Annotated in this window: 19 protein-coding genes; 11 read left to right on the forward strand and 8 right to left on the reverse strand. The window is 33.3% G+C overall.

The window, feature by feature from the left end; genetic code table 11:
- Window positions 1-17: 17 nt before the first annotated feature.
- Together Q0941_RS02565 and Q0941_RS02570 are read left to right on the forward strand one after the other, a co-directional pair.
- On the forward strand, window positions 18-299 hold the full coding sequence (locus Q0941_RS02565) for a hypothetical protein (protein WP_299291054.1): 282 nt from the start codon (window positions 18-20) through the stop codon (window positions 297-299).
- Between the two features lie 26 nt (window positions 300-325).
- Window positions 326-700 carry a ChuX/HutX family heme-like substrate-binding protein gene (locus Q0941_RS02570; RefSeq protein WP_367277461.1) on the forward strand — a complete coding sequence of 125 codons (375 nt, stop codon included), beginning with the start codon at window positions 326-328 and terminating at the stop codon, window positions 698-700.
- A gap of 195 nt (window positions 701-895) precedes the next feature.
- Here the strand turns inward: Q0941_RS02570 and Q0941_RS02575 are convergent, their stop codons facing one another.
- Window positions 896-1,864 (reverse strand): D-glycerate dehydrogenase, encoded by a 969-nt coding sequence (locus Q0941_RS02575; RefSeq protein WP_299291056.1) that lies wholly within the window; start codon window positions 1,862-1,864, stop codon window positions 896-898.
- Between the two features lie 51 nt (window positions 1,865-1,915).
- On the opposite strand from Q0941_RS02575, the gene Q0941_RS02580 reads away from it, so the two are divergent.
- From Q0941_RS02580 to Q0941_RS02595, 4 genes are read left to right on the forward strand one after another with little or no spacing between them, the layout of a single operon-like run.
- Window positions 1,916-2,059, forward strand: coding sequence for a hypothetical protein (locus Q0941_RS02580; RefSeq protein WP_299291058.1), 144 nt, complete (start codon window positions 1,916-1,918; stop codon window positions 2,057-2,059).
- A 24-nt stretch (window positions 2,060-2,083) separates the two neighbouring features.
- Window positions 2,084-3,994, forward strand: coding sequence for a 2-oxoacid:ferredoxin oxidoreductase subunit alpha (locus Q0941_RS02585; protein ID WP_299291060.1), 1,911 nt, complete (start codon window positions 2,084-2,086; stop codon window positions 3,992-3,994).
- Window positions 3,984-4,946 carry a 2-oxoacid:ferredoxin oxidoreductase subunit beta gene (locus tag Q0941_RS02590; protein ID WP_299291062.1) on the forward strand — a complete coding sequence of 321 codons (963 nt, stop codon included), beginning with the start codon at window positions 3,984-3,986 and terminating at the stop codon, window positions 4,944-4,946. Before Q0941_RS02585 ends, Q0941_RS02590 begins: the two co-directional genes overlap by 11 nt.
- 40 nt (window positions 4,947-4,986) lie before the next feature.
- Window positions 4,987-5,427, forward strand: a complete 441-nt coding sequence (locus Q0941_RS02595) for a hypothetical protein (protein ID WP_299291201.1) — start codon at window positions 4,987-4,989, stop codon at window positions 5,425-5,427.
- On the opposite strand, the gene Q0941_RS02600 is transcribed toward Q0941_RS02595, so the two are convergent.
- Window positions 5,420-5,953: a hypothetical protein gene (locus Q0941_RS02600; protein WP_299291064.1), complete on the reverse strand. Its 534-nt coding sequence runs from the start codon at window positions 5,951-5,953 to the stop codon at window positions 5,420-5,422. The two genes, Q0941_RS02595 and Q0941_RS02600, sit on opposite strands and share 8 nt — an antisense overlap.
- 104 nt (window positions 5,954-6,057) lie before the next feature.
- On the opposite strand from Q0941_RS02600, the gene Q0941_RS02605 reads away from it, so the two are divergent.
- Window positions 6,058-6,390, forward strand: a complete 333-nt coding sequence (locus Q0941_RS02605; protein WP_299291066.1) for a hypothetical protein — start codon at window positions 6,058-6,060, stop codon at window positions 6,388-6,390.
- A gap of 1 nt (window position 6,391) precedes the next feature.
- On the opposite strand, the gene Q0941_RS02610 is transcribed toward Q0941_RS02605, so the two are convergent.
- Together Q0941_RS02610 and Q0941_RS02615 are read right to left on the reverse strand one after the other, a co-directional pair.
- Window positions 6,392-6,946: a hypothetical protein gene (locus Q0941_RS02610; RefSeq protein WP_299291068.1), complete on the reverse strand. Its 555-nt coding sequence runs from the start codon at window positions 6,944-6,946 to the stop codon at window positions 6,392-6,394.
- A 53-nt stretch (window positions 6,947-6,999) separates the two neighbouring features.
- The gene (locus Q0941_RS02615; protein WP_299291070.1) at window positions 7,000-7,770 is read right to left on the reverse strand and encodes a coenzyme F420-0:L-glutamate ligase; all 771 of its coding nucleotides are present in this window, start codon (window positions 7,768-7,770) and stop codon (window positions 7,000-7,002) included.
- 72 nt (window positions 7,771-7,842) lie between these two features.
- Between Q0941_RS02615 and Q0941_RS02620 the strand changes: the two genes are divergently transcribed.
- From Q0941_RS02620 to leuD (Q0941_RS02635), 4 genes are read left to right on the forward strand one after another with little or no spacing between them, the layout of a single operon-like run.
- The gene (locus Q0941_RS02620) at window positions 7,843-9,111 is read left to right on the forward strand and encodes a 3-isopropylmalate dehydratase large subunit (RefSeq protein ID WP_299291072.1); all 1,269 of its coding nucleotides are present in this window, start codon (window positions 7,843-7,845) and stop codon (window positions 9,109-9,111) included.
- Window positions 9,111-9,602 (forward strand): 3-isopropylmalate dehydratase small subunit, encoded by a 492-nt coding sequence (leuD, locus tag Q0941_RS02625; protein ID WP_299291074.1) that lies wholly within the window; start codon window positions 9,111-9,113, stop codon window positions 9,600-9,602. Before Q0941_RS02620 ends, leuD (Q0941_RS02625) begins: the two co-directional genes overlap by 1 nt.
- Window position 9,603: 1 nt before the next feature.
- Window positions 9,604-11,019, forward strand: a complete 1,416-nt coding sequence (gene leuC, locus Q0941_RS02630; protein WP_299291076.1) for a 3-isopropylmalate dehydratase large subunit — start codon at window positions 9,604-9,606, stop codon at window positions 11,017-11,019.
- Window positions 11,020-11,604 (forward strand): 3-isopropylmalate dehydratase small subunit, encoded by a 585-nt coding sequence (gene leuD / locus Q0941_RS02635; protein WP_299291078.1) that lies wholly within the window; start codon window positions 11,020-11,022, stop codon window positions 11,602-11,604.
- On the opposite strand, the gene Q0941_RS02640 is transcribed toward leuD (Q0941_RS02635), so the two are convergent.
- The 4 genes from Q0941_RS02640 to Q0941_RS02655 are packed head-to-tail and all read right to left on the reverse strand — an operon-like array spanning window position 11,582 to window position 13,585.
- Entirely contained in the window at window positions 11,582-12,298 is a 717-nt protein-coding gene (locus Q0941_RS02640) for a nucleotidyltransferase family protein (RefSeq protein ID WP_299291080.1), read from the reverse strand. The two genes, leuD (Q0941_RS02635) and Q0941_RS02640, sit on opposite strands and share 23 nt — an antisense overlap.
- Window positions 12,299-12,301: 3 nt before the next feature.
- On the reverse strand, window positions 12,302-12,751 hold the full coding sequence (gene rpsI / locus Q0941_RS02645) for a 30S ribosomal protein S9 (protein WP_299291082.1): 450 nt from the start codon (window positions 12,749-12,751) through the stop codon (window positions 12,302-12,304).
- A complete protein-coding gene (locus tag Q0941_RS02650) occupies window positions 12,748-13,245 on the reverse strand; it encodes a 50S ribosomal protein L13 (RefSeq protein WP_299291084.1) in 498 nt (165 codons plus the stop codon). Before Q0941_RS02650 ends, rpsI begins: the two co-directional genes overlap by 4 nt.
- Window positions 13,238-13,585 (reverse strand): 50S ribosomal protein L18e, encoded by a 348-nt coding sequence (locus Q0941_RS02655; RefSeq protein WP_299291086.1) that lies wholly within the window; start codon window positions 13,583-13,585, stop codon window positions 13,238-13,240. The genes Q0941_RS02650 and Q0941_RS02655 overlap by 8 nt, the downstream gene beginning before the upstream one ends.
- Between the last annotated feature and the right edge of the window lie 2 nt (window positions 13,586-13,587).

Raw genomic sequence — 13,587 nt, forward strand, 5'->3', positions numbered from 1 at the left:
AAATGTAAACCCAAATTATGTTACCTGACAAATGTTCTGTTATGGAAGAAGGCAAACAATGCGTAAATCCTCCTGAATTCATTGTATCGATAATTGACAATAAGGATGAATACATGGTAGGAGTTACATGCACAAAACATAAAGAAATTGTTTCAGGCAAAATTGGAATTCTTCAAAATGAAGGTAAAATCCATGAAGGAAAAATCAGTTTTGCTCCTGTTAAAGCTGTAGGGACTGATTGTATTCATGGTGATGAGGAAGATTTTGTTCAAATTGACATGAAAAATCCTAAAATTTAAAATATTTTCAGAGATTACCATTTGTATTGCTTTATGATTTATTGTCTGATATTGTAAAAGTTGATGATGTCTTACTAATTGTAAAAAGTTCAAGTGCAGTCAGTGAAGTAAGGAGTAATTCTATTAGCATTCATCAAAAGGAAAAATGGATTACTATTGGTGAAAATGATGGTCCAGCCCATATGCATGTTAATTCAGAATTAATCAAATCCGCAAAATTTGTTGAAGAAGAAAAACCTGAAAAAACAAGTTTTAGTGTACGTTTTTTTGATGAGCACAATGAACGTGTTTTAGCTGCATTCTTTACAAAAATGTATGATGAATCAAAATCTCTAAAATTAAATCGAAAAAAAATTTATGATACACTCAAAGAGAAATATACTTCAGAAATTAAATTTTAAAAAAAACCTTGTCTGAAAAAGACAAGGAGAAAAAATATTATTGTTCAGATTCTTTCTTCTTCTTTTCTTTTTCAGATTGTAGTTTAGCTAATTCTAATTCTTCGTTAGTATGTTTGAATTTTTTCAATCTACCAATAGTTCACAATTTAGATATAAAAACTGCACATTGTTCTTGTTGTAAACTTAGGCATAAAATCAATAACCGACTGAAAAAAATGGTTTTTTACCATTAATCCCTAAATTGAGATTTTTGACAGTTATCTGAGCCATTTTCTCTCTGGTTTCCTTTGTAGAGCTGCCTATATGTGGTGCTAGAACGACATTTTCTAGTTTCGATAATATGTGCTTGCTGGAAATTGGTTCCATTTCAAATACATCTAATCCTGCTCCTGCAATTATTTTCTTTTTTAATGCTTTTGCAAGATCTTTTTCTTTTACAACTTTTCCTCTTGATGTATTAATCAAAAATGATGTTTTCTTCATTTTTTCAAAAATTTTCATGTCAAACAAATGATTTGTTTCAGTTGTGTGGGGCACATGGATAGAAATTATATCACTACTTTTGATTAATTCGCTAAATGAAACATATTTTATTCCTAATTTCTTTTCCAAACTCTTAGAAATTTTATTTCTATTATGATACACCAATTTCATATCAAACGCTTTTGCTCTTTTTGCAAGAGTTTTTCCAATTCTTCCCAGACCCAAAATTCCAAGAGTTTTACCTTGCAAATCATATCCTACATAATCATGAGCACCGTAAATTATCTTCCATTCCCCTTTTCGTATAATTCGATCTCCTTCAGAAACTCTTCTCATAACATCTATCATTAAACTAAATGCCAAATCTGCAGTTGCATCTGTTAATACTTCTGGAGTATATCCTACTCTGATTTTTTTTGATTTTGCATACTCGATATCAATATGATCAAATCCAACACTATACGTACTAATCACTTTGAGATTTTTTGCAATGTCTATTGTTTCTTGATTGATTTTGTCATATGGAAAACATATCAATCCATCAATATCTTTAATTTTTGATCGCAATGTCTTTTCTGGAATAGGAATTTTTCCCGAATGAACTTCTAAATTGTATTTTCGTTTCAATTCTTTTAATGCAAATTCATGTAATGTTCTTGTTAGGAAGATTTTCTTTTTCATAGTTATGAAATTCATCTCAAACCATTTATACGATTTCTTTGTAATTTCATTATGTCTTCTGAAGTTGAAGAAGAGGAATTTGCTATTTGTGTAGAGTGTGGAAATTCAATTGAGAAATGCGTATGTGTTTGTCCTTATTGTGGTGAGCGTGATAAATGTGAATGTGCTTTATTTGACGCCGCTACAGGTGGATAGGAGCTACTCTTCTAGGTGATTTTAATGGGATCAGTCGATTTTTCATGGTTAATTGGAGGTCCACAAGGAAGTGGGGTTGAATCTGGAGCAAATATCTTTTCAAAGGTATGTGCTGAAATGGGATATCAGATTTTTGGAAAACGAGAATTTTACTCCAACATTAAAGGAGAGCATAGTTATTTCATAGTAAGAGTTTCTGATGAAAAAATTCATTCAAATGTTAATGATGTTTCATTAATGGTTTCATTTGATGCAGAAACAATCTTCAGACATTTTGATGAAGTTTCAAAAAATGGGGCAATCATTTATGATTCTGAACTTGAAGATGTAGATACTGACAAAGTTCGTACTCTTGATCCTCCATTTAAAGAAAGACTGCATAATTTTTTGGAATCAAAAAATAAACCCTTTACCATATCTGGAGTCTTAGAAATTGCAAAAGAAAAAGGCGTAAAACTATTTCCTGTTTCTTTCAAATCTCTTTTAGAGTCTCTTTCTGAAGAAGTTGATAACCCAAAACTTCGTGGTCTTGTTAGAATGTATAATGTGATTGGTGTTTCTTTGTCATTAGGATTAATCAAAATGCCCTCTGAATCACTTCTTCACTCAATTGATTCAATTTTTTCAAAAAAACCTCAAATTGCTGAAATCAATAAACAAGCTGCAACTTATTCATACAATTACGCAACAGCAAAATTCAATGGATTTGAACAAACACTTACTGGGACATCTAAAGAACCCAATACAATTATTGTTCAAGGACATTATGGCACGTCTATTGGGAAAATGGTTTCTGGTTGTAGATTCCAATCATACTATCCAATCACACCAGCCTCTGATGAAAGTGTCTATTTGGAATCAAATGAAATATTGAATGTTCAAAACAGTAGACCTGGTTCTACTACAGTTATTCAATCTGAAGACGAGATTTCTGCAATGGGAATGATGATTGGTGCAGCATTGACTGGAACAAGATCTTCCACCTCAACATCTGGACCTGGATTTGCTTTGATGACAGAGGCTCTAGGTTGGGCTGGAATTAATGAGGTACCAGTAGTAATTACATTGTATCAAAGAAGTGGTCCTTCTACAGGACTCCCTACGCGACATGGACAAGATGATTTACTTTTTACAGTTTTTGCAGGTCATGGAGATTTTCCAAAATTAGTATATGCTTCTGGTGATATTGAAGAAAGCTTCTATGATACCGGAAGATGCTTTAACTATGCTGACATTTATCAACTTCCAGTAATTCACATGATGGACAAATTTTTATCAAGTTCAGTTGTAACTTGTAAAAAATTTGATCCTGCAAAAATCACTATAAACCGTGGAAAACTTTTAGAAAAAATTGATGGTGAATACAAAAGATTTGCATTTACTGATGATGGGATTTCCCCTCGTTCAAGATTAGGATTGGATAATGGAATATTTTGGAATACAGGTGATGAATCTGATGAATATGGTCACATTACTGAAGATCCTCAAATTAGAATCAAAATGATGGATAAACGAATGTCAAGATTAGAGCTAGCTCTTGAAGAAATCCCTGATGATGAACAAGTAGTATCATTTGGTGTTCGTGAATTTACTATAGTTTCATGGGGTTCCACAAAGGGTCCAATCCTTGATGCGTTATCTATGCTAAAGAAAGATGGAATTGATATTGGATTTTTGCAAATCAAATTACTGCATCCATTTCCAGGAGAATATGTTAAATCCCTTCTCTCCGAAGCTAAAATCCTAATTGATGTTGAAGCAAATCATTCTGGTCAACTAGGGAAAATATTTCAGCAAAATATTTCAAGAGATATTGATTATTATATTTTGAAATATACTGGAAGAGGAATGACTAGCACTGAAATATATGATTCATTAAAGAAAATTGTTGAAAACAAGGCTGAAAAAAGGGAGATTCTAAGCCATGGCGCTTAAACTTGCAGACTATAAGACAACCGTCCATAATGATTGGTGTCCAGGGTGCGGTGATTTTGGAATTGTAAATGCATTACAAATGGCATTAGCTGAAATGGGAATTGAGCGTGATAAGGCCACAATTTTTTCAGGAATTGGTTGTTCTGGAAAAACATCTCATTATATCAACACTTATGGTGTTCACACACTTCATGGACGTGTTTTAACATTTGCACAAGGTGGCAAATTAGCTAACCCGGAGATGACAGTTGTAGCTGTTGGAGGAGATGGAGATGGTTTAGGAATCGGTGCAGGTCATTTTGTTGCAGCAGGACGACGAAATGTCGATATGACTTACATTATTTTTGATAATGGAGTTTATGGTTTAACCAAAGGGCAAGCTTCTCCTACTTTGAAATTAGGTGAAAAAACAAAATCTCTACCATCACCAAATACAAATTATAATGTTAATCCAATTGGATTGGCTGTAGCTAGTGGATTCACATTTGTGGCACGTGGTTATTCATATGATGTAAGGCACTTGAAAGATTTGATTGTAAAAGCAGTTAATCATAAGGGACTTTCATTCTTAGATGTTTTACAACCATGTCCAACTTACAATGATATCAATACTAGAGATTGGTACGCTGGTGTTGATTTAGCAACTGATTCTATGGTACGACATTCAAGAATCTATAAACTTGAAGATACTCACTATGATCCTGTTGTCCATTATGCTCAAGAAGCAGAAGTAAATGAGAAACTTTCTCAAGCCCTGATAAAATCGCTAGAATGGGATACAAAAATTCCAACTGGTGTATTTTATCAAAATGAATTAGTTTCTCCATATACTGCCAGACTGACTGATAAAATTCCTAATTATTTAGAGAATCCTCCAGCAAAACAAAAAATTTCTGAAAATGGTTCACCGACAACTGATGTTTCTGAAATCCTTGATTCTCTTGAGGTTTAGAAAATTACCTAACAAGTTATAGACTAGTTTGTAGATTATTATCCTGTTGAATATCAACGAGGCTAATACAATTTTTCGAAAATCTATCATAAAGGGTTTTTTTGAGCCTAAGTTACTTAATTTGGATTTCAAAAAATCCAGTGTAAAGCACCCTGCTATCAATGATGATGGTTTGATGCAATCAGATCTTTTACATGTGTTTTTTGATGTTGACACTGGTTCTGATTATCCTGATGGTGATGAATGGTTTATTGTTGAAATGTTATTTCCACATGATGTAAAACTTCCTGATAATCTAAAAGGGACTGATTACTTTACAACATTGTCTGCTGGCGAGGATAAAACATTTTGGCATCATCGAGAATTAATTCGTTACAAATATGGTAAATCTAAAAAATTAGATGATGCTTTAGAGTTTTTAGAATCAAAATACAAAGAATTACATGAATTACTTGAACCATTACAAAAAGATCTCAAGTAACTTCTTTCCAGATATCTCCTCGGAAAATATACTTTTTACTTTCTGAATTTGCTGTATAAAGTCTCCAACGAATTGATTCTGAATCAAATTTGTATGCAATCTCTGAAACTTCGTTAGGAAGTTTTTGTGGATCTAAATGATATGGTAATAATTCTAACACAAAATCCATTTTCTCAATTGCATTGTCAAACCATTGTTTATCTTCTATATCTATAGAAAAAATGATTTTTGGTTTTCCTGAAAAATTAATCCTAACCTTTAATGCATTTCCACTCCCTCTTCTACGCTTCATTTCTTTAAAAACAGCTTTCACTTTTTCCCAACGTTTGAATTCAAACCATTGGAAAAATGCCTCATTAAATGTAAGTGGAATATTTACATCCAAAAAACTAACAAAATCTTCATCATTCTGCTCAATTTCCTCTTGAACAATTTTGAAATGAGAATTCAAATATCCATACAATACTTCAATCTCCCATGGTGAAATTCCATAATACGTTAGCGTGGTTGTTAACTCCTGTGACATTACTTTGAATTCTCAAAATTTGTAATTAAAGCTTCAAAACTAGTGAATTTAGGTCAAATTATGCTTAAAATTAAAATTATATGGATATCTAATCAACAATCACTATGAAGAAAGAATTTGTTGTTAGAAGTATAGATGCTGCTCCTGATGGTGCACCATACGTAGTTGTATCTCTATCCTCAATTAAAGATCTCAAAGAGGGTGGAACACAAAATCCACAATCTCCATTTGGCAGTCCTAAAGTAATGGGATTTACCAACATGAATGACATGATGAAAGATCTTAACAAAATGCTCTCTGGAATGGGCGGAGGAATGGGAATGCAAGGAAATGTAACTCAATTAAAACTGGAGATGCATGAATACAAAGAAATGGGATTGTCAGTAGGTGATAAAGTCTTTCTAGATATAACTAAGGCTGAATCTCTAGGTGTATAATTTACCAAATTGTGTTGAAATATTTCCAACCATAGAATGCACCAATTGTTCCAATTACAAATAACATTGGCTTCCATGCAAATACCGGCAAACTTGGAGTTGCTAATTTCACTTTGTAATTATCAACAATAGCATTAACATTTTTCTTAATTTTATCATGCCAAATACTATATTCCACTTGATATTTTTTGAGAATCTCTTCAACTTCGTATACTACAGGTGTTCTTTGAGAAAACAAATGTTGTAAATAATCACGAGAAACTTCAACTTCTGCATGAATTCCAATGAGACCTTTTTTGAGGTCTACCATTCTTACATGCATTTCCCATGGTTTTTTTAATTTTAGATTTAATCCATTTCCGATTTGATCAGGTTGTTTGTGTTCAAATTTCACTTTGGTAAATCCTTCCTCTGTGAAAATTTTCATTAATTCCTCAAAACTCTTCTTTACTACAATGTGAAGTTGCTCAACACCTTCTTTACTATCTACATCAATTTTGTGTTTAATTCCATCAAAAAATGAAACTGTCTTTGGATATGTTGTGAGGTACTCCATATTTTGCCACCAAAATACCTCTATTTAAAGCAGAACCACTTGTTATTCCTGTTTTATGGGGGATTTGACAAACCTCTTACATACACACATTGATCCGGTGAGATGGCCATTTCTGAAGGATTGATTTTTCTATCAGTTAGATTTGTCCCTGAATTTTTGATGATTGCAAAAGGTTTTGATTCAGCTCCTTCTCCCATTTTGTAATTTGCAATTGTTGCAAGGTTATCTGCAACAGCTTGAAATGTTACTTTTAATGGATTTCCATCCAAATCTTTTTGGGCTCTCATATCTAAAACTGGTTCTAATCCTGCACAAGAAATTGCAACACCTGTAGTTCCAATTCTAGCTGGCATTAACCTACTATCTACCAGAATAATTCCAACATGAATAGAGAACTTTAGAAAGATTTTTCTACGAATTTCTTCAGCAGTTTTGAATGGGTTTTTAGGGTATAGAATTATTTTTCCTTTTTTTGCATTTGATTTGTCAATTCCTGCATTTGGTGCCATAATGTCATCTGATGATGTAATTACAAATCCTGAAATGCCCCCAAAAATTTTATCTGATTCTCTAATAACAACTTCTGCAATTTCAGGTTTTAATTGAAATTTTCTAGAAATTTGCTCTCCTTCATCTGATGTCTTAATTTTGTTTAATTCGATAATTCTGCCTTGAGCATTAGAAATGTATTTTGTAGAAATAACAACAATATCCCCTTCCTCTAGTTTTGCATTATTTTTTGTTAAGGCATCCATCAATGCTTCAAATACGTCAAACTTTTCCTCTTTCCTTTCTGTCAAAAGTGGTAAAACTGTCAGTTCCACGAATACTGATAATCTTTTTTCTTTTTTATTGTTCTGAAAAGCTTTTAATCTGTAGAATTAGCTTTTTTGATTATGAATATTGTTGAGAAAATCCTTGCTAGAGCCTCAGGCAAGTCATCTTTAGCCCCTGATGATGTAGTTTTTGCAAATGTGGACAAGGTTATGGTACACGATGTGTCTGGACCTGGAGTTCTCAAAGTGTTTGATAAATTGAAAAAACAAGGTATTTCTGTTGACAAATTATGGGATCCTACCAAAGTTTGGGTAGCAGAAGATCATTTTGTTCCATCAGCAGAAAAAATGTCTGCTGAAAATATTGTAAAACTATCTAATTTCACTAAAAACTATGGAATTGAGAAACATTTCAAATATGGAATGGGTCAATATGGAATTTGTCATACATTATCTCATGAAGAAGCAATGGTAATGCCGGGTGATGTTTATGTTGGTGGTGATTCTCACACAAATACAACTGGTGCATTGGGCGCTTTTGCTTGTGGCTTAGGACATACTGACATTGCATATGTTTTACTTCATGGAAAAATTTGGTTTAAAGTTCCTGAAACTGATTTCTTCAAACTAAATGGAAAACTTCCAGATCATGTAATGGCAAAAGATTTGATTTTGAAAATTATTGGTGATATTGGAACTGATGGTGGAAATTATAGAACTATGCAATTTGGCGGAACTGGAATTGAAGAAATGTCCGTTGAAAGTAGATTAACATTATGTAATATGACAACTGAAGCAGGTGCAAAAAATGGAATTGTTGAAGCTGATCAAAAAGTAGTTGATTATCTTACAAGTCGCGGAGCAACAAATGCTAGACTCTTCAAGGGAGATGATGATGCAGAATATGCAAACATGTATGAATATGAGGCATCTGAAATGGAACCAATTGTTGCAAAGCCATTTTCTCCTGAAAATGTAGCAGTTGTTAGAGAAGCTCCTTCTGTAGAATTAGACAAATCCTACATTGGTTCTTGTACTGGTGCAAAATATGAAGATCTAGAAGCTGCAGCAAAAGTTCTCAAAGGTAGACAAGTAAAAATCAGAACAGAAATTTTACCTGCTTCAATCTCAATTTACAAACGTGCTATGGAGAATGGATTACTCTCAATTTTCCTTGATTCTGGTGTAACTGTTGGACCTCCAACATGTGGTGCCTGCTGTGGGGCACATATGGGAGTTTTAGCAAAAGATGAAATCTGTATCAGTACTACAAATAGAAACTTCCCTGGAAGAATGGGGCATGTGGAATCACAAACATATCTTTCATCTCCAATGGTAGCAGCTGCATCAGCTGTCACTGGAAAAATTACTGACCCGAGGGATTTGTAATGAAAGGCAATGTCATAAAATATGAAAGAGACAATATTGACACCGACGTGATCATTCCAGGACAATATCTAAAAGTTCATGATTATGCTGAACTTGCAACACACGCAATGGAAGGATTAGATCCTGATTTTCACTCAAAAGTAAATGAAGGTGACTTTATTCTTGCTGGAAAGAATTTTGGATGTGGCTCATCACGTGAACATGCTCCTATTGCATTGTCTCACTCTGGAGTAAAGGCTGTACTTGCATTGTCTTTTGCTAGAATCTTTTATCGTAATTCTGTAGATGGTGCATTCTTACTTCCAATTGAAATTGAAGAAGATGCTTACAAATCAATCTCAGAAGGAGATGAACTTGATATTGATATTTCATCAAATGAAATAAAAAATAATACAAAAAATCAAACCTACAAAATGAAACCCTTTTCTGAAATAATTGGAAAAATTATTGCAGCAGGTGGTCTCTTCAAGTATAAACCTGAACAGGATTAAAATGGGAAAAACACTTTTTGAAAAAATTTGGGACTCACATACCGTTGTTGAAAAATCAACTGGACCTTCATTAATCTACATTGATAGACATCTTGTTCATGAAGTAACTTCTCCTCAAGCTTTTGATGGATTGAGAATGAATAACCGCAAAGTTAGACGTCCAGATCTCACAATTGCAACTATGGATCATAATGTTCCTACAAATGATAGATCTTTACCAATACTTGATCAAACTTCTGCTGTACAAATTCAAACCTTGGAAAAAAATTGTAATGATTTTGGAATAAAATTATTTGACATCAATAGCCCAAATCAAGGAATTGTTCATGTAATTGGACCCCAATTAGGCATAACCTTACCTGGAACCACAATTGTTTGTGGTGATAGTCATACCTCTACCCATGGGGCTTTTGGGGCTTTGGCATTAGGAATTGGAACTAGTGAAGTTGAACATGTTTTAGCATCTCAAACTCTCTGGTTAGAAAAACCAAAACCTTTTGAAATAAGAATTGAGGGTAAACGAAAGAATCCTTATGCAGTTACTGCCAAAGATATTGTTCTATCTATAATCAAGAATATTGGAACTGGAGGTGGAACTGGCACAGTTGTTGAATATCGTGGTCAAGGAATCACTGATCTTTCAATGGAGCAAAGAATGACAATTTGTAACATGTCCATTGAAGCAGGAGCTAGAGCCGGATTAATTGCACCTGATGAAAAAACCTTTGATTATCTTAGAGATAGACAATACACTCCAAAAAATTTTGATTCTTTAGTAGAATACTGGAAAGAAAATCTAAAAACTGATAATGATGCAAAATTTGAAAAACAATTTACATTACAAATTGATGACATTGCCCCTCAAGTAAGTTGGGGAACTAATCCTGGAATGACTTGTGATGTAACTGATTCGGTTCCATCCCCCGATGATTTTGCAAAAGGTGATGTAAATCAAAAGAAAGGAGCAGAAAAAGCTCTGGATTACATGGATTTAAAATCTGGAACTCCAATCACTGATATCAAAATTGATCGTGTGTTCATTGGTTCTTGTACTAATGCTAGATTAGAAGATCTTATTGAAGCATCTAAAGTAGTCAAAGACCAAAAAATTTCTCCAAATGTTCGTGCTATGGTTGTACCTGGTTCACAAATGGTAAAACAACAAGCTGAAGAAATGGGATTAGATAAAATTTTCACTGATGCCAATTTTGAATGGAGAGAAGCTGGATGCAGTATGTGCCTTGGAATGAATCCTGACATTCTAGCCCCAGGAGAAAGATGTGCTAGCACTTCAAATAGAAATTTCGAAGGGAGACAAGGTACTGGTGGCAGAACTCATCTTGTTAGTCCTGTAATGGCCGCTGCTGCTGCTATTGAAGGTCACTTTGTTGATGTAAGAGAGTTGGATTTGAGTTAGATGGAACCATTCAAGCCTGTTGAAAGTATTGTAACTCCATTAGATAAGGTCAATGTTGATACTGATCAAATTGTTCCTAAACAATTTTTAAAATTAGTTCAAAAGACTGGATTTGGAAAATTTTTGTTTTATAATTGGAGATATGATGAAAATGAAAACGAAAAAGATGATTTTGTTCTAAATGATTCAAAATTTGATGGTTCTCAAATTCTTGTTGCTGGTGATAATTTTGGATGTGGCTCATCACGTGAACATGCAGTATGGGCCTTACAAGATTATGGTTTTGCAGTAATTATTGCACCCTCATTTGCAGATATCTTCTTTAGCAACTGTTTCAAAAATGGAATTTTACCAATTTCTCTTGAACAAAAAATTGTTGAAAAATTACAATTAGATGTCAATTCTATGAAGATAGATCTTGAAAACCAAAATATCATTACCTCTTCAGAAACAATTCCTTTTGAAATTGATCCTCATAAAAAAAGAATTCTTTTAGAGGGATTAGATGATATTGCACAAACTTTACAGTTTGAGAAAAAAATTTCTGAATTTGAAAAAAATTCTAAAGTCCCATCTGTTTTATGATTTTATTTACTGTTTTTTGATTTCTTTCTAAAATTGTAGGGGATTCAGCATCTACCCATTCACTATTTCCAATATCAAATGCACTAATTTTATCTTCCTTGGATAATTGTTGTAAAATATCATATGAGAGATTGATTTCTTTTTGTTTTTTTGATTTGATTCGTTTTAGAACTTCTTTTCCTAACATGTAGATACCTAAACATTCTGATAACTGTAATTTCATTATTGGTTTTTCTTTGAATTCCTTGATTATTCCATTCTCAACTACTGCAAAACCCGTTTCTTCTTTTCGTTTTGTTCTTGTGGCAATACATGCATCGCTTTTTTTAGATTTGAAATGTTTTTTCATATTCACAAGATCTACTGCACATAGATTGTCTACAAACCACAAAATGAACTCTGATTCATTTTTCAAGTGTTTTTCAATATGCAGTAAATCACCTCCAGTCCCACTTTGAGAATCCTGAACAAAGACAATTTTTTTCTGATTTCCAAAATAATTTTTTATTTGACCGCCTAATCCTTCAAAATCTGAAATTATGATTATTTCATTTACAAATTTGAATGATTTCAAATATTGTACGACATAATCTATCAATGGTTTTCCATTGATAGGTGTCATTGCTTTTGGAAAATAATCTGTATATGGCTTGCCTCGAGTTCCTTTGCCGCCTGCTAAGATTACAGCTTTCACAGTCTAACGGTATGATTTTTGTTTTCTTCTTCTTGCACCAGGGCCGCCAAATTTCTTTGGTTCTTTTCTTCTGGCATCTCCGCTAATCAAATATTTGTCAAAATCTGTGATTCTTTTTCTAAGATCTTCTCTAGTAGATTTTGGGAATGGATGATCTTTAGGATCTTTCTTTGATTTAGTCCAGCCTGTTAATGCTCTTGAAATTCCAGTTGCAACTGCACTAGCTTGACCCATAAATCCGCCACCTCTAACTCTTACAGAAATATTGATTTTCTCTCTCAAATCCCCTGTAATTTCTAATGGTGCTAAAATTACTTCACGAGCTGTCTCTTGTGGAATCATTTCTACTGGAATATTGTTAATTCTAACTTTACCTTGTCCTTTTGTAATGTAAACATGTGCGCTAGCTGTTTTTCTTGTTGCAAAATAGATTTCAGTTTTTGGAGTTGTCATTCAGTCCACCCTATTACTCTGCCTAGTTCTCCCATTGTTGTATAGTTAGAAGCAGATTTTTTAATTTTTGCCTTTTCAAATTGAACTTTTTCTAATGATTTTAACTCTTTAGGAGAACCAATGTATGCTCTTAGTCTTTTGTGTGCTTCAATCCCTGATGGTTTCTTTCCATGTGGTAACATTCCTCTGATCATTTTTGTAATGATTGTATCTGGTCTTCTTGGATGGAATGGTCCATGTTTAGGATTCAAAATACTGGAAATTTCTAAAAAGTCTCTGTATTCTTTAATGATGTTTGAACGAGTTCCACTTAACATAATTTTTTCACAATTAACAATTGATACTCTGTTACCTTGAAGAAGTAATTTTGCTACGTTTGATGATAATCGTCCAGCAATATGATCAGTTGCATCCACAACAATTGGTCTGTCAGTTCTTACAACTGTTTCTTGTTTGGTTGCTCCTTTTGGCTTGTTTAATCTACCATTAGCCAAGTAGTACCACTCCTTTACCAGTTGGATTTTGTTCTATCAAATCAGAATAACTGATGATTTTTCCCCCGTTTTCAATGATTTTTGCAGCAGCAGAATTTGAAATTGAAAATGAACAAAGTGTAATTTTATGAGGTACGTTTCCAGTTCCTAGAACTTTACCTGGGAAAACAACAGTATCGTTTTCTTTAGTTAATTGACCGATTCTTTTCAAGTTGATATCTCTTCTTGCAATTGATGGCTTGAGTGCATATTCTGCTAATTTTCCCCAAATTGGAGCATCATTCTTTGTAGATGCCTTTTTGAGATCTCTTGCCATGCGTACAACAACTTGATTAGTCATGT

The organism is Candidatus Nitrosopumilus sp., from assembly GCF_028278985.1.
Taxonomy (GTDB): domain Archaea; phylum Thermoproteota; class Nitrososphaeria; order Nitrososphaerales; family Nitrosopumilaceae; genus Nitrosopumilus.

Bases quoted from the DNA above. Each gene is read 5' to 3' on its own strand.
- Q0941_RS02565 (WP_299291054.1), top strand. From the start codon at position 18: ATGTTACCTGACAAATGTTCTGTTATGGAAGAAGGCAAACAATGCGTA.
- Q0941_RS02575 (WP_299291056.1), bottom strand. From the start codon at position 1,864: ATGAAAAAGAAAATCTTCCTAACAAGAACATTACATGAATTTGCATTA.
- Q0941_RS02580 (WP_299291058.1), top strand. From the start codon at position 1,916: ATGTCTTCTGAAGTTGAAGAAGAGGAATTTGCTATTTGTGTAGAGTGT.
- Q0941_RS02585 (WP_299291060.1), top strand. From the start codon at position 2,084: ATGGGATCAGTCGATTTTTCATGGTTAATTGGAGGTCCACAAGGAAGT.
- Q0941_RS02590 (WP_299291062.1), top strand. From the start codon at position 3,984: ATGGCGCTTAAACTTGCAGACTATAAGACAACCGTCCATAATGATTGG.
- Q0941_RS02600 (WP_299291064.1), bottom strand. From the start codon at position 5,953: ATGTCACAGGAGTTAACAACCACGCTAACGTATTATGGAATTTCACCA.
- Q0941_RS02605 (WP_299291066.1), top strand. From the start codon at position 6,058: ATGAAGAAAGAATTTGTTGTTAGAAGTATAGATGCTGCTCCTGATGGT.
- Q0941_RS02610 (WP_299291068.1), bottom strand. From the start codon at position 6,946: ATGGAGTACCTCACAACATATCCAAAGACAGTTTCATTTTTTGATGGA.
- Q0941_RS02620 (WP_299291072.1), top strand. From the start codon at position 7,843: ATGAATATTGTTGAGAAAATCCTTGCTAGAGCCTCAGGCAAGTCATCT.
- leuD (WP_299291074.1), top strand. From the start codon at position 9,111: ATGAAAGGCAATGTCATAAAATATGAAAGAGACAATATTGACACCGAC.
- leuC (WP_299291076.1), top strand. From the start codon at position 9,604: ATGGGAAAAACACTTTTTGAAAAAATTTGGGACTCACATACCGTTGTT.
- leuD (WP_299291078.1), top strand. From the start codon at position 11,020: ATGGAACCATTCAAGCCTGTTGAAAGTATTGTAACTCCATTAGATAAG.
- rpsI (WP_299291082.1), bottom strand. From the start codon at position 12,751: ATGACAACTCCAAAAACTGAAATCTATTTTGCAACAAGAAAAACAGCT.
- Q0941_RS02655 (WP_299291086.1), bottom strand. From the start codon at position 13,585: ATGACTAATCAAGTTGTTGTACGCATGGCAAGAGATCTCAAAAAGGCA.